This is a genomic window from Herbaspirillum sp. NPDC101397, assembly GCF_044767325.1.
Lineage (GTDB): Bacteria > Pseudomonadota > Gammaproteobacteria > Burkholderiales > Burkholderiaceae_D > Herbaspirillum.
Genome location: NZ_JBIWNS010000010.1, coordinates 74,722 through 98,497, shown reverse-complemented (window position 1 = coordinate 98,497; position 23,776 = coordinate 74,722). Strand labels below are relative to the sequence as shown.

Genomic DNA, 23,776 nt, shown 5'->3' with positions numbered 1-23,776 from the left:
CGAGCGCAACGATACCAGAGTATCCACGATGCTACGTGGAAATGCCCGCTGCGCCCACCGGCCGTTACAAAATCAGGTCGCCGGCCGGGTTGTCAGGTTTGCACCAGTTTGCGATGGCGCTGGATACTCATCAGGATGCCCGCTCCCAGTCCCAGCGTCACCAGCGCGGTGCCGCCGTAGCTCATGAACGGCAACGGCACGCCGACCACCGGCAGGATGCCGCTGACCATGCCCATGTTAACGAAGGCGTAGGTGAAGAAAATCATCGTGATGGAGCCGCCCAGCAAACGCGTAAACAGCGTTGGTGCGTTCGCCGTGATCATCAGGCCGCGGCCGATCAACAGCAGGTACAGCACTACCAGGATGGTGTTGCCGATCAGGCCGAACTCTTCGGAGAACACCGAGAAAATGAAGTCGGTGGTGCGCTCGGGGATGAATTCCAGATGGGTCTGCGTGCCCATCAGCCAGCCCTTGCCGGTGACGCCGCCGGAACCGATGGCGATGGTCGACTGGATGATATGGAAGCCTTTGCCGAGCGGATCGGAAGTCGGGTCGATCAGCATCATCACGCGCTGGCGCTGGTAGTCGTGCAAGACCGACCAGATCACCGGCAGGCTGGCGGCGCCCGCTATAGCCAGGCCAGTCAGCACTTTCCACGACAGGCCCGCGAAGAAGATCACATAGAAGCCCGCCGCCAGCACCAGCACGCCGGTGCCGAGATCGGGCTGGCGAATGATCAGGCCGACCGGCACCGCCAGCAGCAAGCCTGCGATCAGGAACACCGGCCAGCGGATCATGCCTTCGCGCTTCTGGAAGTACCAGGCCAGCATCAGCGGCATGGCGATTTTCATGACTTCCGACGGCTGCACCACCATGCCGATGTTGAGCCAGCGCCGCGAGCCTTTCTTGACGATGCCGAACACCGCCACGGCAATCAGCAGTGTCACGCCGACGGTGTAAATCGGCACCGCAAACCGCAACAGCGTCTGCGGCGAGACATTGGCTGCGATCCACATGACGATGAAGGCAACCAGAATATTGCGCAACTGGTCTTCGACACGGCCGGGGAAATTCATGCCGGCCGAATACAGCGTGACGATGCCGACCGACATGATCAGAAAGATGATCAGCGACAAGGCGCCGTCGAACACCGCCAGATGCGGTTTGATGATTTGCCACAAAGGTGGTCGATGGAGACTCATAGTATTGTTCAGTCCCTGAGATCGTTGCCGACCGCGTCCGTTGCGGGTTGTGAGGTGGCTTCGCTATCCTTGGCGGCCGCAGCCTTGGCCTTGTCCCCGGGACGTTTGCCAAGCAGGTAGAAGTCGATCGCCTTGCGCGCCAGCGGTGCAGCGGCTTCGGCGCCCCAGCCACCGTTTTCGACGATGACCGACAGCGCAATGCGCGGTTTGTCGGCCGGGGCGAACGCCGTGAACAAGGCATTGTCCAGCAAGTGCGTGGCCAGGCGCTTGGCGTCGTACTTCTCGTTCTTCTTGATCGAGACCACCTGCGCGGTGCCGCTCTTGCCGGCCGAGGTGTATTCCGCGCCGGCGAACACGCGCGCACCGGTGCCTTCCTTGTTGACGCCGACCATGGCCTGCTTGATGACGTCGATGTTTTCCTGCTTCAGCGGAATGCGATAGCTTTCCTTGGGCACGGTGATGGTGCGGTCATGCGTGACGCCGTCTTCGATCATCTTGACCAGATGCGGCTTCATCACGATGCCGTTATTGGCCAGCGTCGCGGTGGCGTGCGCCATCTGGATCGGCGTGAACGCGTTGTAGCCCTGGCCGATGCCCAGCGAGATGGTTTCGCCGGCGTACCACTTGCGCTGCTCCGGCTTGCGGTAGGCGTTGCGCTTCCATGTCGTGGAGGGCAGCAGGCCCTTGCGTTCGTGTTCAAGGTCGATGCCGGTCACCTGGCCGAAACCGAACGGCTTCATGAAATCGTGGATGGCGTCGACGCCGAGGTCGTTGGCCAGCATGTAGTAGTAGGTGTCGCAGGAGACCACGATCGAGCGGTACATGTCGACCACGCCGTGACCGCCCTCTTTGTCGTCGCGGAATTTATGGTTGCCGAGCCAGAAGAAGCCGGGGTCGCGGATGGAGTCGGCCGGCTTGCGCTTGCCCAGCTCCAGCGCGGCCAGCGCCATGAACGGCTTGTAGGTCGAACCGGGCGGATAGGTGCCGGACAGCGGGCGGTTGATGAGCGGGCGATCGGGTGAGTTGTTGAGCTCGTCCCAGGTCTGCTGGTCGATACCTTCGACGAAAACGTTGGGATCGAACGATGGCTGCGAGACATAGGCGAGGATATCGCCGGTGGCCGGATCGATCGCCACCAGCGCGCCCTTGCGGTCGCCGAAGGCTTCTTCGATCACTTTTTGCAGCTCGATGTCGATCGACAGGATCAGGTTCTGGCCTGGACTCGCAGGCGTACGCGAAAGCGTGCGCACGGCGCGGCCGCCGGCGGAAATCTCGACTTCTTCGTAGCCGGTAGTGCCGTGCAGCTGGGTCTCGTAGCTCTTCTCCAGGCCTTCCTTGCCGATGTAGTCGGTGCCGTTGTAGTTGGCTTCGTCGTCGGAGTCGGAGATGCGGTCGGCGTCGCGCTGGCTGATGCGGCCGATGTAACCGATCACGTGCGCGGCGGTTTTGCCGTACGGGTATTGGCGGAACAGGCGCGCCTGGATGTCGACGCCGGGGAAGCGGTAACGCTGCGCGGTGAACTTGGCCACTTCTTCGTCGGTCAGGCGCGTGCGGATCGGCAGGCTTTCGAAGTTCTTGGATTCTTCCAGCAGCTTGCGGAAACGGCGCCGGTCCTTCGGCTGGATGTCGACCAACGCACTGAGTTGATCAACCAGATCGTCGAGGCTGCCGGCGATCTTGGAGGGCGTGATTTCGAGCGTATAGGCGGAGTAATTGCGCGCCAGCACCACGCCGTTGCGGTCCAGGATCAGGCCGCGATTGGGCACGATGGGCACCACCGAAATGCGATTTTCTTCGGCCTGAGCGGCGTAGGCGTCGTGGCGCACGATCTGCAGCCAGACGAAGCGCGCCATCAGCAGGCTGAAACACACCAGCACCAGCACCGCGACCGCGAACAGGCGCAGCCGGAAGAGCTTCAGTTCATGCTCGGTGTTTTTGAACTCTGTCATATCGGCGCGTGTTGTGACCTAGATCGGACGATTGTCGTCGCGATTGATCGCACGTCGTTGCGGCGCCAGCAGCAGCCACGCCACCACCGGCCACAGCAGGGCGCAGACAAAGCTTTCGCTGAAGTAGTACCAATGCGGGAATTTGCCGCTGACAATCAGGCGCACCACCAGCTGCACCGCCTGCGTCAGTAGCAGCAACGGCAGGATGTGCAAGGCCTGGGTGCCGACAGGGAACCACAGCACGCGGCGATGGATCATGATCGAAAAATAGGACAGCAGCGTATAGGCCAGCGCGTTTTCGCCCAGCAGCGTGGCTTCGTTGACGTCCATTAGCAGGCCCATCATGAAGGCGATGCTGATGCCGATCTTGCGCGGTTCGTGGATCGCCCAGAACACCAGCACCAGCGCCACGAAATCAGGCACCCCGACCCATTGCCCCCACGGCAGCAGGTTGAGCAGGAAGGCGGCTACCAGGCTCAGTGCGATGAACAGCGGATTGGCCGGCAGCAGGATGTAATGCGGATCGTTCATCGGGCGCTCTTGGCGGGTTGCGCCGGCGTTGCCGCGGGCGTTGTGGCTGGTTTGGCGGCAGGCGCGGCAGCCGAAGTAGCCGCAGCGGGAGCGACGCCCTTGCGTTCTTCGGTCGGCGCATCCTTGGGCGCCACGGCGTCGCTCTCCTTGGCGCTGTCGCGCAGGCGGCGCTTGAGCAGCTTGTCGACCTTCTCGCCGGCGCCTTCAGGGTCGGGACGCGGCGCAATGCTTTGCTCAACCAGCAGGATCAGCAATTGTTTGTGGCGGTCGACGCCGGCAGCCGGCAGGCAGACGATGTGGGCGAAGGCGTCGGTCGACTTGGTTTCGACCTGTTGCACCGTCGCCACCGACAAACCGGGGGGATAGATGCCGTCGATGCCTGAGGTGACCAGTGCGTCGCCCTTCTGGATGTCGGCGTTGGCTGCCATGAAGCGCAGATCCAGCACGCCCGACTGGCCGCGACCGTAAGCCACGCTGCGCAGGCCGTTGCGCAAGACCTGCACCGGGATCGCCTGGTCCTTGTCGGTCAGCAGCGTGACTTCGGCCGTGAACGGGAATACGCGTGTGACCTGGCCGACGATGCCGACGTCGTCGATCACCGGCTGGCCGGGCGCGACGCCCTGCTGCGAACCGCGATTGAGGATGATCTTGCGGGTGAACGGATCGCGCGCATCGTAGAGAATTTCACCGACCACCGATTTGTTGGTCATGCGTTGCTGCATGCTCAGCAGCTTGCGCAGCTGGCTGTTTTCGGCGGCCATCTGGCGTTCCTGCTGCATCAGCTGGGCGTTCATGGCCTGTTGGCGGCGCAGCCCGTCGTTTTCCTTTTGCAGCGCCGTCAGGGAATTGAAGTAGTCATCGACCTTGTAGGCGGCATCGCGCGGCACCATGGCGACCACCTGGAACGGATACAGCACCGTGCCGACCGCCTGGCGCACCATCGACAGCGCATGCATGCGCGAATCGATCACCAGCATGATGATCGCAATCAACGCGAAAAAGCCGGCGCGGGCGCGGGCCGAGGCGCCTTGCTTGAAGAGTGGTGGGATATCCATGTGTCGTCAGGCCGAGACCGATGCCGGGTAAGCTGAAAACCGCAACAGCCCGCACACGGCGGGCTGGAGGGAGAAGAGCGGGCGGATACCGGGAAGATTCCGGCCAATGTCAGGAAGGCAACGCGCTGCAGCAGTCGAGATTTGGCCGTTGTGCGAACGTTTGGTTCGCAGCACCGACCCAATCTGCTTGTGCTCAGTCATAGGCGCGTTTCGGTTCCTCGAGGTTGGCCGGACTCCTGTGGCGGAGAATTATTCGTTGGAGAAGATCGAACCCAGTTTGTCCATGCGATCGAGCGCCATGCCGGAACCGCGCACCACGCAAGTCAGCGGGTCTTCCGCCACGATCACCGGCAGGCCGGTTTCTTCCATCAGCAAACGGTCCAGATCGCGCAGCAGCGCACCGCCACCGGTCAGCATCATGCCCTTTTCGGCGATGTCGGCACCCAGTTCCGGGGGCGTCTGTTCCAGCGCGTTCTTGACGGCGGACACGATGTTGTTGAGCGGATCGGTCAGCGCTTCCAGGATTTCGTTGCTGGAAATGGTGAACGAACGTGGAATGCCTTCGGACAGGTTGCGGCCCTTGACTTCCATTTCCTTGACTTCGGAGCCCGGGAAAGCGGAACCGATGGCCTTCTTGATCGCTTCAGCGGTTTGCTCGCCGATCAGCATGCCGTAGTTGCGGCGGATGTAGTTGACGATGGCTTCGTCGAACTTGTCGCCGCCAACGCGCACCGAACCCTTGTACACCATGCCGCCCAGCGAAATAATGCCGACTTCCGTGGTGCCGCCGCCGATGTCGACCACCATCGAGCCGGTGGCGTCCGAGACCGGCAGGCCGGAGCCGATTGCCGCAGCCATCGGTTCTTCGATCAGGTAGACCTGCGAAGCGCCGGCGCCGAGCGCCGATTCGCGGATCGCGCGGCGTTCCACCTGGGTCGAGCCACACGGCACGCAGATGATGATGCGCGGGGACGGACGGAACAGCTTGGAGTCGTGCACCATGCGGATGAATTGCTTGAGCATCTGCTCGGTGACGGTGAAATCGGCAATCACGCCGTCTTTCATCGGGCGGATCGCCTCGATGTTGCCGGGAACCTTGCCCAGCATCTGTTTCGCTTCCTTGCCGACCGCCTGGATGGTCTTCTTGCCGTTCGGACCGCCTTGCTGGCGGATGGCGACCACGGACGGTTCGTCGAGGACAATGCCCTGACCGCGTACGTAAATCAGTGTGTTTGCAGTTCCAAGGTCAATTGCGAGGTCGTTAGAGAAATAACTGCGTAAAAATCCAAACATGAATTGTCCTGATGCGCCAGAGTCGCGCGCGTTGCATTTGGTAAGTGGGGGTGTCTTTTTAAGCCGCGGCGACACAAATACGGCGCCCGCAAGGCATTAGTCCTACATTCTACCTTATAATTTGGCAGAAACCAGCAGGCAAAATAGCCAGCCATCCTTGCCTGATAAGAGATTTTTCTGCGTTTTTGCAGGCTTTTACCTGCGCATTTGCCGTCATGGCGATCCGATTTTTCAACACATTAGTTTTTGCGCCCGACGCGCACCTTCCTATCATGACTCTTGCCCTTTCCGATGTGAAACGCATTGCCAACCTGTCCCGTCTCGAGTTGACGGATGAACAAGCAGGCCAAACCCTGGAAAAACTCAACAGCATCTTCTCGCTGGTGGAACAGATGCGGGCCGTGGATACGACGGGCATCGAGCCGCTGAGCCATCCGATTGCGGCGCTGACGGCCGACCTGTCGCTGCGCCTGCGCGACGACAAGGTGACCGAAAGCAACCAGCGCGAGGCCTACCAGCAACCGGCGCCGGCGACCCAGGACGGCCTGTACCTGGTGCCCAAGGTCATCGAATAAATCACGCTGCTGTGCAAAAAACTGCACACAAAAAAAAGACGCTTCGGCGCCTCAGCCTCACCGAACCTGAAACGACATTTTCATGCATACCAAGACCATCAAAGAGCTGTCGACGCTCTTGCAGACCAAGAAAATTTCCGCGGCCGAACTGGCCACGCTGTTCCTCGACCGCATCGGCCAGAGCGACCTCAACGCCTTCCTGCATGTCGACCGCGAACTGACCTTGCAGCAGGCCGTACAAGCTGATCAGCGGATCGCCGCAGGCGACGTCACTCCGTTGACCGGCATCCCGATCGCGCACAAGGACTTGTTCGTGACGCGCGGATGGCGCACCACGGCCGGCTCGAGGATGCTGGAAAATTATGTAAGCCCGTTTGATGCAACCGTGGTGGAACAGTTCAACGCTGCCGGCACTGTTACATTGGGCAAGCTCAACTGCGATGAATTCGCGATGGGTTCGGGCAACGAAAATTCTTATTTCGGCGCCGCGAAAAATCCGTGGGACAAGCGTGCCGTGCCGGGTGGTTCGTCCGGCGGTTCGGCCGCCGCGATTGCCGCGCGCCTGGCGCCGGCCGCCACCGGCACGGATACCGGCGGCTCGATCCGCCAGCCGTCGTCGCTGTGCGGCGTGACCGGCATCAAGCCGACTTACGGCAGCGTCTCGCGCTACGGCATGATCGCGTTTGCGTCGTCGCTCGACCAGGGTGGCCCGATCGCCAAGACCGCCGAAGACTGCGGCCTGCTGCTCAACGCCATGAGCGGTTTCGATCAGCGCGACTCGACCAGCATCGAGCGCCCGAAGGAAGATTTCACGCGTTCGCTCAACGACAGCATCAAGGGCTTGCGCATCGGCGTGCCGAAGGAATTCTTCGGCGCCGGCCTGGCCGCTGATGTCGAACAAGCCGTACGCGCTGCACTCGCGGAATACGAAAAACTCGGCGCCACATTGGTCGACATTTCGCTGCCGAAAACCGAACTGTCGATCCCGGTCTACTACGTGATTGCGCCGGCTGAAGCATCGTCGAATCTGTCGCGTTTCGACGGCGTGCGTTACGGTCATCGCGCCGCCGACTACAAGGACCTCGCAGACATGTACCAGAAGTCGCGCGCGGAAGGCTTCGGCGATGAAGTGAAGCGCCGCATCCTGGTCGGCGCCTATGTGCTTTCGCACGGCTACTACGACGCCTACTACTTGCAGGCGCAAAAAATCCGCCGCCTGATCGCGCAGGATTTCCAGAACGCGCTGACCGGTCAGGACCGCAAGTGCGACGTCATCATGGGACCGGTCTCGCCGACCGTGGCATGGGACCTGGGCGACAAGACCGACGATCCGGTGGCCAACTACCTGGCCGACATCTTCACGCTGTCGACCAGCCTGGCGGGCTTGCCGGGCATGTCGATTCCGTGCGGTTTCGGTCAGGGCGAAAAGAACAGCAAGCGTCCGGTCGGCCTGCAAATCATCGGCAGCTACTACGATGAAGCGCGCCTGCTCAACGTCGCCCACCAATACCAGCAAGTCACCGACTGGCACCTGCGCGCGCCGGCCTGAGCGACGTTTGCCAAAGTAAAACAGATACAGAATCAGCGAGGAATACTATGCAGTGGGAAGTCGTCATCGGTCTGGAAACGCACACGCAGCTTTCGACCGAATCCAAAATTTTCAGCGGCTCGTCGACGCAGTTCGGCTCCGCTCCCAACACCCAGGCCAGCCCGGTCGACCTGGCCTTGCCGGGCGTCTTGCCGGTGCTGAACAAGGGCGCGGTCGAACGCGCCATCCAGTTTGGCCTGGCGATCGGCGCGACGATTGCGCCGCGCTCGGTGTTCGCGCGTAAAAACTATTTTTATCCCGATCTGCCCAAGGGTTACCAGATCAGCCAGTTTGAAATCCCGGTGGTCCAGGGCGGCAAGATTTCCTTCGTGCTCGAAAAAGACGGCAAGGCCGAAATCAAGACGCTGCAACTGACCCGCGCCCACCTCGAAGAAGACGCCGGCAAGTCGCTGCATGAAGACTACCAGGGCATGACCGGCATCGACCTCAACCGCGCCGGCACGCCGCTGCTGGAAATCGTCACCGAACCCGACATGCGCAGCGCCGCCGAAGCCGTGGCCTACGCCAAGGCCCTGCACTCGCTGGTGATGTGGCTGGGCATCTGCGACGGCAACATGCAGGAAGGCTCGTTTCGCTGCGACGCCAACGTCTCGGTGCGCCCGGTCGGCCAGAAGGAATACGGCACCCGCTGCGAAATCAAGAACCTCAACTCGTTCCGCTTCATGGAAGACGCGATCAATTACGAAGTGCGCCGCCAGGTCGAACTGATCGAAGACGGCGGCACCGTGGTGCAGGAAACCCGCCTGTACGATCCGGACAAAAAGGAAACGCGCTCGATGCGCAGCAAGGAAGACGCGCAGGATTACCGCTATTTCCCCGATCCCGACCTGCCGCCGCTGGTGATTGCGCAAGAATGGATAGAACGCGTCAAGGCCACCATGCCGGAATTGCCGGGCGCGATGCGCGAGCGTTTCGTCGGCGATTACGCGCTGACCGAATACGACGCCGCCGTGCTGACGCAATCGAAGGCGATGGCGTCCTATTTCGAAGCGGTGGTCGCCGCAGCCGGCAAGGAGCAGGCCAAACCCGCCGCCAACTGGCTCATGGGCGACGTCGCCTCGACGCTCAACCGCGAAGACACCGACATCGCCGCCGCGCCGGTCAGCGCCGTGCAATTGGCGCTGCTGCTGAAACGCATCGCCGACGGCACCATTTCCAACAAGATCGCCAAGGAAGTCTTCGCCGGCATGTGGGAAGCCAGGTCCGGCAAGGACACGCTGGCCGACGACATCATCGAAGCCAAGGGCTTGAAGCAGATTTCCGACAGCGGCGCGCTGGAAGCCATCGTCGACCAGGTGCTGGCGGCCAATGAAAAGTCGGTGGCGGAGTTCCGCTCCGGCAAGGAACAGGCCATCAACGCCCTGATCGGCCAAGCCATGAAGGCCACCAAGGGCAAGGCCAATCCGGCGCAACTGACCGAGTTGCTGCGCAAGAAGTTGACATCCTGACCATCATTTTTGCTGCAAGAACGACGAAAGCCGCTGCTGTTGCAGCGGCTTTTTCTTTTCTGGATTTCGCATGGCGCAAAAAACGCATATGGTTATGAAAACTTATTACTTGCTGGCCCGGCCGGTGAGGCGTGTAATCCTTGTTTTACCCATACTCGGAGCGGGGTCGCCAGCTGCAAGCTGACCACCGCCCGGCAACGGAGCAAGATTCATCATGTCCAGCGCAAGCGCACTGCAAACCTCTTCCGTCCAGACGGAACAAGATTTCACCATCCGCGCCTTCGGCGGCCCGCTGGGCGCCGAAATCACCGGCCTCGACCTCAACCTGCCGGTGTCGGACCGTGAACTGGCCGAGATCCGCGCAGCGCTGGTCAAACACAACGTGGTGGTGTTTCGCGACCAGCGCATCACGCCGGACCAGCACGTGGCGTTCAGCCGCCGCTTCGGCCCGCTGCAGGTGCATGTGCTCAACCGCTTCCACCTGAAGAATTATCCGGAAATCCTGATCGTCTCCAACGTGCTCGAAGACGGCAAGCCGATCGGCCTGGTCGACGCCGGCGCCGACTGGCATTCGGATCTGTCCTACATGCCCAAGCCCAGCCTGGGGGCGCTGCTGCATTCGCAGGAGCTGCCGGCGGAACAGGGCGACACCTTGTTCGCCAACACCGCCGACGCCTACGACACGCTGCCGGCCGAGATCAAGAAGCTGCTGGAAGGCAAGCGCGCGGTCCATTCCTATGTCTACCGCTACGAACGCCTGCGCAAGCTGTCGCCATGGCGTCCGGAACTGACGCAAAAGCAGATCGACGAAGTGCCGCCGGTGGAACATCCGGTCATCACCACGCATCCGGAAAGCGGCCGCAAGATCCTGTTCGTCAGCGAAGGCTTCACCTCGCACATCGTCGGCATCCCGCGCGATGAAAGCGATGAGCTGCTCAAGACCCTGCACGCGCATATCACGCGCCCCGAGAACGTCTATCGCCATCAATGGCAACCGCACGACATCGTGTTCTGGGACAACCGCAGCACCCAGCACTATGCCGCGATCACGCCGCAACACCTGCGCCGTACGCTGTACCGCACCACGGTCGAAGGCGACGTGCCGGTCTGAAGCTTGCTCATCCGACAAGATTCAATAAAAAAAAGCCCTCGCATGAGGGCTTTTTATTGCCTGCAAGGCATTGTTTCCGATCGATAAGGAACGGCGACGCCCGCCGCCGGTCCAAACTTTGGACGGCCCTGCCTTGCGCCTGCGGCCTTATTCGAACAACAACAGGAGAATGCTCATGAAATTCCGTACAACCTTTATGATCGTGGTGCTGGCGCTGGTCGCCATCTTTGCCGCCGTCAATTGGGAAGCCTTCCTGGCGCCGACGCCGCTGACGCTGGTGTTTACCGACTTCCAGGCGCCGCTGGGACTGGTGATGCTGGGCGTGGTGGTGATTCTCACCGCGGTTTTCCTGATGTACGTGATGGCGCTGCAAACCAGCGCGCTGTTCGAAGCGCGCAGGCTGACCAAACAGCTCGATACGCAGCGCGAGCTGGCCGACCAGGCTGAAAAATCGCGCTTCATCGAATTGCGCGGTTACCTGCAAAGCGAATTGCAGCAGTTGCAGCAGCGCCAGAACGCCCACCTGAGCGCGTTGACCAACAAGATCGAATCGGTGCAGCAGGACATCCAGCAACGCGGCCAGCTGACGGAGAATGCGGTCGCTGCACAGATCGGCGAGCTTGACGATCGCCTGCAACGCCTTGGCGTCGGTACGACCGGAGTAGCAGGCGTCAGAGCCACCGTCTGAAGCTCGCTGCAAAAGCACAAGCGTCAGCAGTAAAAAAAAGCCCCGGGTCGCAATGACCCGGGGCTTTTTCAATGCCTGCAGCTTTACGGGGATTGCTCTATTGCACGCCGTAACGCGCACGGTAAGCCGCCACCGCATCCTTGTACTGCGACAGCTGCGCATCGGCGCCGGCCTGCGCCAGGTATTGCAGCAAGTCGTTGAGGTTGCCGATCGAGATCACCGGCATGTCGTAGGCCTTGCCCACCTCCTGCACCGCTGAAAGCGCCGACAGGGCGTCGTCCTTGCCGGAGCGCTCCATGCGGTCCAGCGCGATGAGCACCGCGCAGGGGGTGGCGCCGGCGGCACGGATCATGTCCACCGATTCGCGCACCGAGGTGCCTGCCGAAATCACGTCATCGATGATCACCACGCGGCCTTGCAGCTTGGCGCCGACGATGGTGCCGCCTTCGCCGTGGTCCTTGGCTTCCTTGCGGTTGTAGGCGAACGGCACGTTGCGGCCCTGGCCCGCCAGCGCAACGGCGGTGGCCGACGCCAGCGTGATGCCCTTGTAGGCGGGACCGAACAGCATGTCGTATTGCAGGCCGGACTCCTGCAAGGTCTGGGCGTAGAACTGAGCGACTCTGGCCAGCGCCGCGCCTTCGTTGAACAACCCGGCGTTGAAGAAGTAAGGCGAAGTGCGGCCGGCCTTGGTGACGAACTCGCCGAAGCGCAACACGCCTGCGGACACGGCGAACTCAATGAACTCTTGTCGTAAGTTGCTCAAAATACATTCCTGAAAAGTAAGATGCGAAGCGGCCCTGACAGTGGAAAAGCGCTGCGCAGGCCGCAAGACCCACATTTTAAATGAATCAGGTATGCTACGCGCCTGACTTTTACGTGAGTTTCCCCATGCCAAAAATCGTCTCCGCCAATCTCAACGGCATCCGCTCCGCCGCCAAAAAGGGTTTCTTCGAATGGATGGCCAAGGAATCCGCCGACTTCATCTGCGTGCAGGAACTGAAGGCGCAGGAAGCAGACATGTCGCCGGAGTTCCTCGCACCCGAGGGCTACGTCGGCCATTTTCACTACGCCGAGAAAAAGGGTTACTCGGGCGTGGGCGTCTACAGCAAGCGCACGCCAAACGCGGTGCGTATCGGCTTCGGCGTACAGGAGTTCGACGACGAAGGCCGCTATGTCGAATGCGACTTCGGCGACCTCACCGTGATCTCGCTGTACTGCCCGTCGGGCTCGTCGAGCGAAGAGCGCCAGCAGGCCAAGTTCCGCTTCATGGAAGTGTTCCTGCCGCACTTGCAGGAGTTGAAAAACAGCGGCCGCGAGATCGTCATCTGCGGCGACTGGAACATCGCCCACAAGGAAATCGACCTGAAGAACTGGAAGAGCAACCAGAAGAACTCGGGCTTCCTGCCGGAAGAGCGTGCCTGGCTGACGCGCGTGTTCGACGAACTCGGCCTGGTCGACGTCTACCGCACCATCCATCCGGAAACCACCGGCGACGCCTACACCTGGTGGAGCAACCGCGGCCAGGCCTGGGCCAACAACGTCGGCTGGCGCATCGATTATCACATCGCGACTGCCGGCATCGCCAAGAAGGCCAAGACGGCGGCGATCTACAAGACCGCGCGCTTCTCGGACCATGCGCCGCTGACGATCGATTACAAGGCGTGAACCTGAATGCAGACTGAGCGTTTGCATTCGCACCAGCCATGAAAAAAGCCCTCGCTAGCGAGGGCTTTTTTATGCACCGCTGAATGCTTAAGCAGCGGCGACTTTCTTCGGTGCAGCCTTTTTCGCAGCGGGCTTTTTAGCCGCAGGTTTCTTGGCGGCCGGCTTCTTTGCGGCTGCCGCCGCCGGCTTGGCCTTGGCCTTGCTCGCCGTTGCAGTCGCTGCGTCCTCGTCACCTTCCGCAGCAGCTGCCGCAGCCTTGCCCTTGGCCGGCGCCTTGGCCTTGCGTTCTTCGAACTCGAAGCTGATCTTGCCGTCCTTGCCGCGCGTCAGGTACGCCTTGAACGGACGGCGCGTGCGTTGCGAGATGAAGCCCGGCAGCAAATCGGTCTTGCCTTCGTTGAGCAGCTTGGCCATCTGTTCCGGCAGGATTTCCTGCTGCAGGATGATACGGCCGCTGCGGAAATCGCAGGCCTTCGGCTTCGCGACCTGCTTTTCACAGACGTACGCCAGGCCCATTTCGTACACGCCGCTGCCGCATTTCGGGCAAGGACCGAGCGGGGTCTGCTCGCTGAAGTCGACCGGTTCACCGCTTTCGTCGTCGTTCTGGCCGAAGTCGAATTCCAGCTTGAAGTTCTTGATTTCTTCGTCGCGTGAAATCTTCAGGATCGCCGCAAACGGTCGTCCCATCTTGGAGCGGAAACCCTGCAGCGGACCGATGGTGCGATTGGCCAGCAACTCCTCCACTTCCGGGATCTCAAACTGGCGACCGGCCGGCGTCTTGCTCATCGAGAATTCGCATTTGGTGCAGGCGAAGCGGCGATAGTTTTCCTTCACCACGCTGCCACAATTCGGGCACGGCGTCTTCAGCGTCGCATAGTCGCCGGGGATGGTGTCGTTGTCGTATTCCTTGGCGCGCTTGACGATGATTTGCGTCATCTGGGCGATCTCGCGCATGAATTCTTCACGGCTGATCTTGCCGCGTTCCATCTGCGCCAGCTTCTGCTCCCATTCACCGGTCAGCTCAGGTTCGGTCAGTTCGTCCACACCCAGGCCGTGCAGCAGCGTCATGAGCTGGAACGCCTTGGCGGTCGGCATCATTTCGCGGCCTTCGCGCAGCAGGTATTTTTCGTTGAGCAGACCTTCGATGATGGCCGCACGCGTCGCCGGCGTGCCGAGGCCCTTGCCGGCCATCGCTTCGCGCAGCTCGTCGGAATCGATCAGCTTGCCGGCGCCTTCCATGGCCGACAGCAGCGTCGCTTCGGTGTAGCGCGCAGGCGGTTTGGTGACCAGGCCGTTGGCGGTGATCTTGTCGGTCTTGACCTTTTCATCCTTGGCGACGGCGACCAGCGTGCCGCTGTTTTCGTCTTTCTCGTCGACCACGTCCTTGCCGTAGATCGCCAGCCAGCCGGGGTTGGTCATGACCTTGCCTTCGGTCTTGAACTGATGGCCGGAGACTTCGGTGAAGCGCGTGGTGACCTGGAATTCCGCAGCCGGGAAGAACACCGCCATGAATCGGCGCGTCACCAGGTCGTACAGCTTTTGTTCCGGTTCGGACAGATTCTTCGGTGCTTGCGTGGTCGGGATGATCGCAAAGTGATCACTGATCTTGGTGTTGTCGAAGATGCGCTTGTTCGGCTTGACCCAGCCCTGCTTGAGGATCTGCTTCGAGAACTGATGGTAATTGTTGCTCTCGGACAGGGTGTCGAGCGTGTCCTTGACGGTCTGCACGTAATCTTCCGGCAGATGACGCGAGTCGGTACGCGGATAGGTCAGCACCTTGTGCTTTTCATACAGCGCCTGGGCCAGGCCGAGCGTGTTCTTGGCCGAGAAGCCGAAGCGCGAGTTGGCTTCGCGTTGCAGGCTGGTCAGGTCGAACAGGCCAGGCGCCATTTGCGTGGTCGGCTTGGATTCTTCGGTGACGTTGCCGATCTTGCCGCGGCAGGCGGCCACGATCGATTCGGCGGCAGCCTTGCTCCACAGGCGCTCAGGGCGCTTCTCCGGATCGTTCTCGTCCTTCTTGTGCTGTTTGTCGAGCCAGCGGCCTTCATAGATGCCGGCGGCGCAGACGAAGTCGGCGCGTACTTCCCAGAAATCGCGGGAAACGAACTTCTTGATCTTCTCTTCGCGCTCGACCACGATCGACAGGGTCGGCGTCTGTACGCGACCGACGGTGGTCAGGTAAAAGCCGCCTTCCTTCGAATTGAAGGCGGTCATGGCGCGCGTGCCGTTGATGCCGATCAACCAGTCCGCTTCGCTGCGGCAGCGGGCGGCGTCGGCCAGCGGCAACATGTCTTCGTCCTTGCGCAGGTTCGCGAAACCGTCGCGGATCGCGCCCGGCGTCATCGATTGCAGCCACAGGCGCTGCACCGGCTGCTTGGCCTTGGTGTATTGCGCGATCAGGCGAAAAATCAGTTCGCCTTCCCGCCCGGCGTCGCAGGCGTTGATCAGGCCGGTGACGTCCTTGCGCTTGATCAGCTTGTTGAGCGCCTTGAGGCGCGACTCGGTCTTGGCGATCGGATTGAGCGCGAAGTGCGGCGGAATCATCGGCAGATGGGTGAAGGTCCACTTGCCGCGCTTGACGTCGTATTCCTCGGGCACCGCGATTTCCAGCAGATGGCCCACGGCCGAGGACAGAACGTATTCGTCGGATTCGAAATACTCATCGTGCTTGGTAAAGCCGCCGAGCGTCTTCGCGATGTCGTTCGCGACAGAGGGCTTCTCGGCAATGATGAGGGTCTTGCTCATAAATGTGTTCTCAAAAGAGGATGCAAAGGGGTCGTAGGCTGATGCCCGGCCGCGCCAAAATGCGACGCTGAGGCGCAATTTGTATTGCGTATTGGCAATATGCTTTTTATATAGTAGCTAATATTTGAGCAGTGCGGGGGAATGATAAGCGCGTTGCAGAACAAACGGCAAGCACTGCGCTGCGGCCGTGACTCTCCGGTGACTTGGCGGTTTTGGACAATCTGCAGGCAAATCCGGATAAAACAAGCGCTGATCGCGCCGCCCTGCAGCGGGCATGCAAAGTGTCGGCCGCATGAAAAACGGCGTCGCAATGGACGCCGTCTTTCGTTGCACTCGATGCAAGTTTGGTGCAGGTTCAGTGCAACAGCCGCGGTTCGGCGTCGTCTTCGTCAAGGAACAGTTCGTCGAACATCAGGCCGTCCGGTTCCTTGCCTTGGCTCCACAAGACCATCAACACGATAACCTTGAGCTTTTCCAGCGATACCGGCGCGTCGCCGACCGCGAGGGCGCGTTCGATGACGATTTCGCGCTGCACGGCGTTGAGCATCTTGGCGGATTCGAGGAACTGGATGAAGCCGACGGCTTCGGTGCCGAGCACATCCATCTCTTGCTGGGCGTAAATGCGGATACCGAAGGAGAAGGCGGTTTGCTGAGGATACTGATCAGCGAACTCGTGATTGGCTTCTTCCAGATCGGTGAGCCAACCGAGCGCCCTGGTGATTTCCTCGTCCTCAAAACCAATGGCGGTCAATTTCTTGACCAAGGCCGCTGGTTCAGGGCAGGCATCGGGGCGGTAATAGGTTTCGTACAGATAAACAAGGACGTCAAACATGGCTCTACTCTATCGCGAAGGTTGACACAACACAAGTCTACGAATCCAGTATGGCAGGATTTTGAGATTTGCGCAGAATATCTTGCGAGTTGTTGTCTGACCATTATCTGATTATTCACGTCTTGTTTGACGTCCGTTTTCAGCATGATTTTTCAGCGCTATTTATCTCCGTCAGTTCACGCGCCGATAGCGTCCTCCGGGCAGACATTCCACTGCGCCGTCGAGCTCCAGCGCGAGCAGCCGTTCGCTCAACGCGGCGACGCCGAGACCGCTGCGCATGCTGAGCGCATCGGCATCGACGGGATCGAAACCCATCGCGCCGAGCAGCGCGTCGGCGGCACTATCTCCAGGCGCAATGACTGGCATTTGCTCACGCCGCGCAGGTAATGGCAGCTTGCCGAGTTCTTCGAGGATGTCCTGTTCCGACTCGACCAGTTTGGCGCCCTGCTTGATCAGTTGATGACAGCCCTTCGACAGCGGCGAATGAATCGAACCGGGAATCGCGAAAACATCGCGCCCCTGCTCGGCCGCCGTGCGCGCTGTGATCAGCGAGCCTGATTGCGCCGCCGCTTCGACAACCAGCACCGCACGCGCCAGGCCGGAAATGATGCGATTGCGGCGGGGGAAATTGGCGGCCACCGGCGGCATGCCGAGCGGGTATTCGCTGACGATGCAGCCCTCTTCCTCCAGGCGTTGCGCCAATCCCCGATTGCGCATCGGGTAGACGATGTCGATGCCGGTGCCGATCACGGCGACGCTGGAGCCGCTGCCGCGCAGGCCACCGTGATGCGCCGCCGCGTCGATGCCCAGCGCCAGCCCCGACACGATGGTCAGCGCCGCGCGGCTGGCGGCTTCGGAAAATCGCTCGGCGTTCTGTATCCCCTGCACCGTCGCGTTGCGACTGCCGACGACCGCCAGCGAGGTGGCCGACAACAATGCGCTGCGTCCCTTTATGTAGAGCAGGATCGGCGGATCGGCAATGTTCAGCAGCGCTTGCGGATAATCGGCATCCGCCAGCGTGAGGATGCGATGGCCGGGTTGTGCCGCCCAGTCCAGCGTCAGCCCAAGCCGGTTCTGCATCATCGCGGTCGGCGGTCGCAGCAAGGCCCGCGCGATGCGTTCCGGCGCAACGGCGCGCAGGTCGTCGAAGCCGGCGCTGAAGATGTCGCCCGGCAGACCGAAGGTTGATAGCAATCTGCGCGCCATGTCGACGCCGACACCGTCGGTTTGCATGAAGCGGATCCAGTCGCGCAGTTCCGCTGCGTCGTTGAGGTTGGCAATGGTCAATGTGGTGTGTATTCCATGAATGGCGCGAACGCCTTGTCCCCCACCTGCAGCGCTTCGACTGACTCCGTGATGAGCCCGTACGACACGCTGTCATAGACGCGAAATATCAACAGGCGACCGCTCTCGTTTCCCGGCGATCTTGTTGCCTGCTGCTGCGTATTTTTTGCCATCAGCCCCAGCGACATGCCTGCGGCAATGTGGTCGCGAGCGCCTTTGTTGATGCCGACCGCTTGGTGCTGCGCCGCATGTGCGGCCCCGCCGACGATGGAGATGATCTGTGCGTCCACGGCTGCACCGGGTCGGGTGGTGGTGGAATCTCTGGTCGGAGCGGCATCGGGAATCAGCAAGTCGCCCTGCATGATTTCCTGTGTAGACGACGTGACGATGAAACTGTGCACACTGTCGGCGCCCTCATGCTGCAGCACCGCTTTGCCAAGCACAACAGCTTCGTCGCCGAGATGTTCTCCGCTCAATGGATCGCGTAGTTTCAACGATGGCCGCACCACGCGGAATTCAGACACGCCGTGCAAACTGCCTTCCCCCACGATGCGATCGCCCTTGCCCGCCAACGTACGCCGGTCGGGCATTGCGACGATGCGCAGGGCCTGCGCCAGTTGCGCGGCGTTGATCAGCAGCGGCGCGATCGCAATCGCTTGTCGCGTCCGTTGCACGGGCTGCGGCAACACGCCTGAACGCATCTCCGGCGCCAGCCGTACGACTGCGTCATCGTCCTCCGAAACCGAGACCTGGACCGCGCAGGACAGGTCTGACAAAAGGAGAAGCACGGCGGCTATGATAAAATTTTTCAAAAATCGCGCCCAAAAAGCGATAAATCCCGGCAATTGACCGAATCGGCAAGCTGAAGCATGCACAACTTTGTTGCCACAAAGACAACAAATGCCGATTCTGCCGACAATTCCTTGAACTGGCAAGAACAACCCTCAGCTATCTGTATAGAGCGCAGATAGCGCAGTGAACAGAAAAGTATGGCCTTATTGAATATCCTCCGTTATCCGGACCCCCGCCTGCACAAGGTCGCCAAGCCCGTCACCGTATTCGACGAGCGCCTGAAGAAACTCGTCGCCGACATGGCTGAAACCATGTACGACGCACCCGGCGTCGGCCTTGCCGCGACCCAGATCGACGTGCATGAGCAAGTGATCGTGATCGACGTGTCCGACACCAACAACGAACTGCGCGTGTTCATCAATCCGGAAATCACCTGGTCCAGCGACGAGAAGCAGGTCTACGACGAAGGCTGCCTGTCGGTGCCCGGCATCTACGACGGCGTCGAACGTCCGGCACGCGTCAAGGCGCGCGCCTTCGATGCTGACGGCAAGGAATTCGAAGTGGAAGCCGACGGCCTGCTGGCGGTCTGCATCCAGCATGAGATGGATCACCTCAAGGGCAAGGTTTTCGTGGAGTATCTGTCGCCGCTCAAGCGCAATCGCATCAAGACCAAGATGCTCAAGGAAGAGCGCGAACTGAAGCGCGGATAAGTAGTTACAGGAACCTCGACGCGTCAAAAAAACGGCCCGCACTCTGCGGGCCGTTTTTCATTGCATCAGGAGGCGACCGTGAAACGAAAAATCCCGTCGTCGCCGAGCCGTCTTTGCAGCACGCCGTCAAACCACAGCTTGTGCAAATGCGCTACCGCCTCGCCCAGCGCGAAGCTCAGCTGATGCGTGTCGAGCGGACGCTTGAACATCACCGGCAGGATCTCCACCGCCGTCTTCGGCGTGGCGCATGCCTCCAGCACCTCCGCCAGGCGCGCGCGATGATGATCGTTGAGTTGCGTGATGCGCGTATGCAAGCCGCGGAATGGTTTGCCGTGCGACGGCAGCACCAGCGTGTCATCGGCCAGGCCGGTATATTTTTTCAGCGAATCAAGATATTGCTGCACCGGATTCGCTTCCGGCTCGATGGCGAATACCGACACGTTGGTCGAGATGCGCGGCAGCACCATGTCGCCGGAAATCAGCAGGCGCGCCTCGTCGGCATACAGCGAAACATGTTCCGGCGAATGGCCGAAGCCGGTGATCACGCGCCAGTCGCGCGTACCGATGCGCACCGTGTGCTGGTCCTGCATGCGCGTGTACGCCAAGGGCACGGCCGGCACCAGATCCTTGTAGTAGTTGTTGCGGCCGGAGAGCTTGGAGATCAGTTCTTCATCGACCAGCCCATGGCGGCGGAAATGCGGCGCCGCCGACGTGCCGTCGGCGCCCGGCAATCCGGCCGACATCAAGCGCGCAAAACCGTATTCACCGGTACTCATCCACAGCGGCGCGTTCCAGCGCGCGCACAGCCAGTCCGCCAGCCCGACGTGGTCGGGATGGCAATGCGTGACCAGCACGCGGATGATCGGCAGGCCGCGCAGTTGCGTGGCGAAAATACTTTCCCAGCTTTCCTTCGTGGCGTCGGCGGCGATGCCGCAATCGACTGCGGTCCAGCCGCGTACACGTCCGGTCGGCGTCTCGATCTCGTCTTCCAGCAGCCACAGGTTGATGTGGTCCAGCGCGAACGGCAGGCCCATGCGCAGCCACAAGACGCCAGGCGCGACTTCCAAGGTGGCGCCCACGGCGGGCAAGGTGTCGCCGAAGGCGTATTCGAGCTGGGATTCAAGAGCGTTCATGGGTACCTGACTGTGGACGATGCTTTCCGGCATGTTGGCAAACTGGCAAAACCGAACAAGGGGTTTTCATTTTTTTGCGGACAAGCCTACAATATACTTTACGTTAACGTAAAGTGCCACGACCGCCCCAAAAACCGCAACGCGTCATCCCCAAGAGATCATGCCGACCTACACCATTACCGAGCTGGCCAAGGAATTCGACATCACGCCGCGCGCGATCCGGTTTTATGAAGACCAGGGCTTGCTGAGCCCGAAGCGCGAAGGCAGCGGCGGCCGCAACCGGGTCTATGCAGCGCGCGAACGCACCCGCCTCAAGCTCACGCTGCGCGGCAAGCGACTCGGCCTGACTCTCTCGGAAATCAAGAACCTGGTTGACATGTACGAATCGCCCAAGGATACCGAGGCGCAACTGCAGCGCTTCCTCGGCGTGCTCGCGCAGCATCGCGAAAAGCTTGAACGCCAGCGCGAAGATCTTGAAGTAACGCTGGAAGAAATCGCCGCGCACGAAGCCGAATGCCTGCAATTGCTGGAAACCGACCTGCCGCTCAAAGCGCCCGCAAAGCGCAACGCCCGCACCGCCGCCGCAAGAAAATCCGCCTGACCCCATGAAACGCGCTGCCCATTATTTAGGCATAATTCGCAATTGAATTGACGTTAACGTAAAGCACCACGCCCGCACATAAACCAAGACCAATTACCTTATCCAAACGAGGAGACACAACATGATCCATCTGCCAGGTTTGACCTTCGATCACGGCGAAGACATCGCCGCCTTGCGCGAGAGCGTGGCCGCCTTCGCCCAGGCTGAAATCGCGCCGCGCGCCGCGGAAATCGACCGCAGCGACCAGTTCCCGATGGACTTGTGGAAAAAGATGGGCGACCTCGGCGTGCTCGGCATCACCGCCGACGAAGAATACGGCGGCGCCGCCATGGGCTATCTCGCGCACATCGTCGCGCTGGAAGAAATCTCGCGCGCCTCGGCCTCCGTCGGCCTGTCCTATGGCGCGCACTCCAACCTGTGCGTCAACCAGATCAAGCGCAACGGCACTAACGAACAAAAGAACAAGTACCTGCCCAAGCTGATCTCAGGCGACTTCATCGGCGCACTCGCCATGTCCGAACCCAACGCCGGCTCCGACGTCGTCAGCATGAAACTGCGCGCCGACAAAAAGGGCGACCGCTACGTCTTGAACGGCAGCAAGATGTGGATCACCAACGGCCCCGACGCCGACGTGCTGGTGGTATATGCCAAGACCGACCTGGAGGCAGGCGCGCGCGGCATGACCGCCTTCCTCGTGGAGAAAGGTTTCAAGGGATTCTCGGTCGCACAAAAACTCGACAAGCTCGGCATGCGCGGCTCACACACCGGCGAACTGGTGTTCCAGGATTGCGAAGTGCCGGAAGAGAACGTGCTCGGCGGCGTCGGCCGCGGCGTCAATGTGCTGATGTCCGGCCTCGACTTCGAACGCGCAGTCTTGTCCGGCGGACCGCTGGGCATCATGCAAGCTTGTATGGACGTCGTCGTCCCTTACGTGCATGACCGCAAGCAGTTCGGCCAGGCCATCGGCGAGTTCCAGCTGATGCAGGGCAAGATCGCCGACATGTATTCGACCATGATGGCCTGCAAGGCCTACGTCTACGCCGTCGGCCAGGCCTGCGATCGCGCGAAGACGCCGGACGCGGCGCGCGCCCTGCGCAAGGACGCCGCCGGCGCTATCCTCTACTCTGCAGAAAAAGCCACCTGGATGGCCGGCGAGGCGATCCAGACGCTGGGCGGCAACGGCTACATCAACGAATATCCGGTCGGTCGCCTGTGGCGCGACGCCAAGCTCTACGAAATCGGCGCCGGCACCAGCGAGATCCGTCGCATGCTGATCGGCCGCGAGCTGTTTGCCGAGACCATGTAAGCATTTTTGAATCATCCATCCGAGCAGGAGAAGAACATGCAAGACCGTATTGAAGATCGCGTTGAAGACCCTATCGTCATTGTCGGCGCCGCGCGCACTCCCATGGGCGCCTTCCAAGGCGAACTGTCGGCGTTGACCGCCAGCGATCTCGGCGCCGCCGCCATCAAGGCTGCGCTGGAACGCGCCGGCGTTGCGCCCGAGCAAGTGCAGGACGTCTTGTTCGGCAACTGCCTGATGGCGGGACAAGGCCAGGCGCCTGCGCGCCAAGCGGCGATCAAGGCCGGCATCCCGGTCTCGGCCGGCGCCGTCACCTTGTCGAAGATGTGCGGCTCGGCCATGCAGGCGACCATGTTCGGTTTCGACTCCATCCTGGCCGGCACCAATGACGTGGTGGTCGCCGGCGGCATGGAATCGATGACCAACGCGCCCTACCTGATCCCGAAAGCGCGCGGCGGCTATCGCATCGGCCACGGCATGATCTACGACCACATGATGCTCGACGGCCTCGAAGACGCCTACGACAAGGGTCGCGCGATGGGCACCTTCGGCGAAGACTGCGCGGCGAAATACCACTTCACGCGCGAAGACCAGGATGCCTTCGCAATCGCCTCGGTCAAGCGTGCGCAGCAAGCCACCGCGGACGGTTCGTTCAAATGGGAAATCGCACCGGTCACCGTGGCCACCCGCGGAGGCGACGTCGTGGTCGATACCGACGAAGGTCCGCGCAAGGCCAAGATCGAAAAGATCCCGACATTGAAAGCCGCCTTCAAGAAGGACGGCACCATCACCGCCGCGTCGTCATCCTCCATCAATGACGGCGCTGCCGCGCTGGTGCTGATGCGCGAATCGACCGCGAAAAAACTCGGCAGCACGCCGATTGCACGCATCGTCGGCCACGCGCGTCACTCGCAGGAACCGAACTGGTTCACCACCGCGCCGATCGGCGCCATCAACAACCTGTATAAGAAGATCGGCTGGAGCACCGCCGACGTCGACCTGTTCGAAATCAACGAAGCCTTTGCCGCCGTGCCGATGGCCGCGATGAAGGAACTCGGCATCACCCACGACAAGGTCAACATCCACGGCGGCGCCTGTGCGCTGGGTCATCCGATCGGCGCGTCCGGCGCGCGCATCATCGTCACGCTGATCGGCGCGTTGAAGAAGACCGGCGGCAAGCGCGGCGTCGCCTCCCTGTGCATCGGCGGCGGCGAAGGCACGGCGCTGGCGATTGAATTGCTGTAAAACCC

General features: G+C 61.2%; 21 protein-coding genes. 10 read left to right on the top strand and 11 right to left on the bottom strand.

Annotated features, from left to right (window positions below):
• Window positions 1–92: 92 nt before the first annotated feature.
• The 5 genes from rodA to ACIROW_RS22140 form a co-directional block, all read right to left on the bottom strand.
• Window positions 93–1,202, bottom strand: coding sequence for a rod shape-determining protein RodA (gene rodA / locus ACIROW_RS22160; RefSeq protein ID WP_402278929.1), 1,110 nt, complete (start codon window positions 1,200–1,202; stop codon window positions 93–95).
• 8 nt (window positions 1,203–1,210) lie between these two features.
• Entirely contained in the window at window positions 1,211–3,151 is a 1,941-nt protein-coding gene (gene mrdA, locus ACIROW_RS22155) for a penicillin-binding protein 2 (protein WP_402278928.1), read from the bottom strand.
• A gap of 18 nt (window positions 3,152–3,169) precedes the next feature.
• Window positions 3,170–3,682, bottom strand: a complete 513-nt coding sequence (mreD, locus tag ACIROW_RS22150) for a rod shape-determining protein MreD (RefSeq protein WP_053195515.1) — start codon at window positions 3,680–3,682, stop codon at window positions 3,170–3,172.
• Window positions 3,679–4,737, bottom strand: a complete 1,059-nt coding sequence (gene mreC, locus ACIROW_RS22145) for a rod shape-determining protein MreC (protein ID WP_402278927.1) — start codon at window positions 4,735–4,737, stop codon at window positions 3,679–3,681. The genes mreD and mreC overlap by 4 nt, the downstream gene beginning before the upstream one ends.
• Window positions 4,738–4,986: 249 nt before the next feature.
• On the bottom strand, window positions 4,987–6,030 hold the full coding sequence (locus ACIROW_RS22140) for a rod shape-determining protein (protein WP_050463753.1): 1,044 nt from the start codon (window positions 6,028–6,030) through the stop codon (window positions 4,987–4,989).
• A 272-nt stretch (window positions 6,031–6,302) separates the two neighbouring features.
• Between ACIROW_RS22140 and gatC the strand changes: the two genes are divergently transcribed.
• The 5 genes from gatC (at window position 6,303) to ACIROW_RS22115 (ending at window position 11,461) form a co-directional block, all read left to right on the top strand.
• Complete coding sequence (gene gatC / locus ACIROW_RS22135; RefSeq protein ID WP_402278925.1) at window positions 6,303–6,605, top strand: Asp-tRNA(Asn)/Glu-tRNA(Gln) amidotransferase subunit GatC; 303 nt, start codon at window positions 6,303–6,305, stop codon at window positions 6,603–6,605.
• 82 nt (window positions 6,606–6,687) lie between these two features.
• A complete protein-coding gene (gene gatA, locus ACIROW_RS22130) occupies window positions 6,688–8,154 on the top strand; it encodes an Asp-tRNA(Asn)/Glu-tRNA(Gln) amidotransferase subunit GatA (protein ID WP_402278924.1) in 1,467 nt (488 codons plus the stop codon).
• A gap of 47 nt (window positions 8,155–8,201) precedes the next feature.
• Complete coding sequence (gene gatB / locus ACIROW_RS22125; protein WP_402278923.1) at window positions 8,202–9,662, top strand: Asp-tRNA(Asn)/Glu-tRNA(Gln) amidotransferase subunit GatB; 1,461 nt, start codon at window positions 8,202–8,204, stop codon at window positions 9,660–9,662.
• 214 nt (window positions 9,663–9,876) lie between these two features.
• Entirely contained in the window at window positions 9,877–10,773 is an 897-nt protein-coding gene (locus ACIROW_RS22120; protein ID WP_402278922.1) for a TauD/TfdA dioxygenase family protein, read from the top strand.
• Between the two features lie 175 nt (window positions 10,774–10,948).
• Window positions 10,949–11,461: a LapA family protein gene (locus tag ACIROW_RS22115; RefSeq protein WP_116435956.1), complete on the top strand. Its 513-nt coding sequence runs from the start codon at window positions 10,949–10,951 to the stop codon at window positions 11,459–11,461.
• Between the two features lie 97 nt (window positions 11,462–11,558).
• On the opposite strand, the gene pyrE is transcribed toward ACIROW_RS22115, so the two are convergent.
• Entirely contained in the window at window positions 11,559–12,224 is a 666-nt protein-coding gene (gene pyrE, locus ACIROW_RS22110; protein ID WP_053195508.1) for an orotate phosphoribosyltransferase, read from the bottom strand.
• Between the two features lie 125 nt (window positions 12,225–12,349).
• Between pyrE and ACIROW_RS22105 the strand changes: the two genes are divergently transcribed.
• Entirely contained in the window at window positions 12,350–13,126 is a 777-nt protein-coding gene (locus tag ACIROW_RS22105) for an exodeoxyribonuclease III (RefSeq protein WP_402278921.1), read from the top strand.
• An 87-nt stretch (window positions 13,127–13,213) separates the two neighbouring features.
• On the opposite strand, the gene ACIROW_RS22100 is transcribed toward ACIROW_RS22105, so the two are convergent.
• The 4 genes from ACIROW_RS22100 to ACIROW_RS22085 all read right to left on the bottom strand — a co-directional run bounded on the left by ACIROW_RS22100 (window position 13,214) and on the right by ACIROW_RS22085 (window position 18,922).
• Window positions 13,214–15,871 (bottom strand): DNA topoisomerase III, encoded by a 2,658-nt coding sequence (locus ACIROW_RS22100; RefSeq protein ID WP_402278920.1) that lies wholly within the window; start codon window positions 15,869–15,871, stop codon window positions 13,214–13,216.
• Window positions 15,872–16,226: 355 nt separating this feature from the next.
• Complete coding sequence (locus tag ACIROW_RS22095; RefSeq protein WP_053195505.1) at window positions 16,227–16,703, bottom strand: DUF494 family protein; 477 nt, start codon at window positions 16,701–16,703, stop codon at window positions 16,227–16,229.
• A gap of 171 nt (window positions 16,704–16,874) precedes the next feature.
• Window positions 16,875–17,990, bottom strand: a complete 1,116-nt coding sequence (dprA, locus tag ACIROW_RS22090; RefSeq protein ID WP_402278919.1) for a DNA-processing protein DprA — start codon at window positions 17,988–17,990, stop codon at window positions 16,875–16,877.
• Window positions 17,987–18,922, bottom strand: coding sequence for a hypothetical protein (locus tag ACIROW_RS22085; protein ID WP_402278917.1), 936 nt, complete (start codon window positions 18,920–18,922; stop codon window positions 17,987–17,989). Before ACIROW_RS22085 ends, dprA begins: the two co-directional genes overlap by 4 nt.
• A 54-nt stretch (window positions 18,923–18,976) precedes the next feature.
• On the opposite strand from ACIROW_RS22085, the gene def reads away from it, so the two are divergent.
• Window positions 18,977–19,489 carry a peptide deformylase gene (gene def / locus ACIROW_RS22080; RefSeq protein WP_402278915.1) on the top strand — a complete coding sequence of 171 codons (513 nt, stop codon included), beginning with the start codon at window positions 18,977–18,979 and terminating at the stop codon, window positions 19,487–19,489.
• Window positions 19,490–19,554: 65 nt separating this feature from the next.
• On the opposite strand, the gene ACIROW_RS22075 is transcribed toward def, so the two are convergent.
• Complete coding sequence (locus ACIROW_RS22075; protein ID WP_402278913.1) at window positions 19,555–20,622, bottom strand: MBL fold metallo-hydrolase; 1,068 nt, start codon at window positions 20,620–20,622, stop codon at window positions 19,555–19,557.
• A 160-nt stretch (window positions 20,623–20,782) separates the two neighbouring features.
• On the opposite strand from ACIROW_RS22075, the gene ACIROW_RS22070 reads away from it, so the two are divergent.
• The 3 genes from ACIROW_RS22070 to ACIROW_RS22060 all read left to right on the top strand — a co-directional run bounded on the left by ACIROW_RS22070 (window position 20,783) and on the right by ACIROW_RS22060 (window position 23,771).
• Window positions 20,783–21,223 carry a MerR family DNA-binding transcriptional regulator gene (locus tag ACIROW_RS22070; RefSeq protein WP_402278911.1) on the top strand — a complete coding sequence of 147 codons (441 nt, stop codon included), beginning with the start codon at window positions 20,783–20,785 and terminating at the stop codon, window positions 21,221–21,223.
• Between the two features lie 121 nt (window positions 21,224–21,344).
• Window positions 21,345–22,529 (top strand): isovaleryl-CoA dehydrogenase, encoded by a 1,185-nt coding sequence (locus tag ACIROW_RS22065; protein ID WP_402278909.1) that lies wholly within the window; start codon window positions 21,345–21,347, stop codon window positions 22,527–22,529.
• A gap of 36 nt (window positions 22,530–22,565) precedes the next feature.
• Window positions 22,566–23,771, top strand: a complete 1,206-nt coding sequence (locus ACIROW_RS22060; RefSeq protein ID WP_402278907.1) for an acetyl-CoA C-acetyltransferase — start codon at window positions 22,566–22,568, stop codon at window positions 23,769–23,771.
• Window positions 23,772–23,776 lie beyond the last annotated feature (5 nt).